Raw genomic sequence first — 1,399 nt, 5'->3', positions numbered from 1 at the left:
GCGGCCCCCGCGATCATCGGGTTGAGCAGGCCGAGCGCGGCCAGCGGCAGGGCGGCCACGTTGTAGGCGAAGGCCCAGAACAGGTTGCCCTTGATCGTGCCGAGCGTCCGGCGGGAGAGCCTGATCGCGTCGGCGGCCACCCGCAGGTCACCGCGGACCAGGGTCAGGTCGGACGCCTCGATGGCGGCGTCCGTGCCGGTGCCCATGGCCAGGCCCAGGTCGGCCTGGGCGAGCGCGGCCGCGTCGTTGACGCCGTCGCCGACCATCGCCACGACCTTGCCCTCGCCCTGGAGCTCCTTGACGACGTCGACCTTGTCGGCGGGCAGCACCTCGGCGATCACCTCGTCGATGCCGACCTCGGCGGCCACCGTCCTCGCCACGGCCTCGTTGTCGCCGGTCAGCAGGACCGGGGTGAGACCGAGCGCCCGGAGCTGCTGGATGGCCTCCTTGCTGGTGGGCTTGATCACGTCGGCGACCACCAGCACCGCGCGGGCCTTGCCGTCCCAGCCGACCGCCACGGCGGTCCGGCCGCCCGCCTGGGCGGCGTGCAGAGCGCGTTCCAGGTCGGACGGCAGGTGCTGGGACCACTCCTCCAGCAGCCTCGGCCGGCCCACCAGGACCGCGTGCCCCTCGACGACGCCCTGGACGCCGAGGCCCTCGACGTTCGCGAAGTCCTCGGGGGTGGGCAGGTCGCCGACGCGGGCGGCGGCGCCCTTGGCGATGGCCTGGGCGATCGGGTGCTCGGAGGCGTGCTCCAGAGCGCCCGCCAGGCGCAGCACCTCGGCCTCGTCCTCGCCGTCGGCCAGGTGCACGCCGGTGAGCGTCATCCGGCCCTCGGTGACGGTGCCCGTCTTGTCGAGCACCACCGTGTCGATGCGGCGGGTGGACTCCAGCACTTCGGGCCCCTTGATCAGGATGCCGAGCTGCGCGCCCCGGCCGGTGCCGACCAGCAGCGCCGTCGGGGTGGCCAGGCCGAGCGCGCACGGGCAGGCGATGATCAGCACGGCCACCGCGGCGGTGAAGGCCGCGCCGACGCCGTCGCCGGTGCCGAGCCAGAAGCCCAGCGTGCCGAGAGCCAGCGCGATCACGATCGGCACGAAGATGCCCGACACGCGGTCGGCCAGCCGCTGCACCTGCGCCTTGCCCGTCTGGGCGTCCTCGACCAGCTTGGCCATCTGGGCGAGCTGCGTGTCGGCCCCGACCCGGGTGGCGCGGACGACCAGCCGGCCGCCCGCGTTCACGGTGGCGCCGGTGACCGTGTCGCCGGGACGCACCTCGACGGGCACGGACTCGCCGGTCAGCATCGAGGCGTCGACCGCGGAGGTGCCCTCCTCGATCACGCCGTCCGTGGCGATCTTCTCGCCGGGCCGCACGACGAACCGGTCGCCCACGGCCAGCC

Annotated in this window: 1 protein-coding gene; it reads right to left on the bottom strand. The window is 74.6% G+C overall.

Annotation, left to right across the window (positions count from 1 at the left end; genetic code table 11):
• The coding region (locus ACWEJ6_RS54730) for a heavy metal translocating P-type ATPase (RefSeq protein ID WP_452433709.1) at positions 1-1,399 on the bottom strand (1,399 nt) is incomplete at both ends.

It is taken from the genome of Nonomuraea sp. NPDC004702, from assembly GCF_053601695.1.
This window is presented reverse-complemented; position numbering and strand designations above follow the sequence as displayed.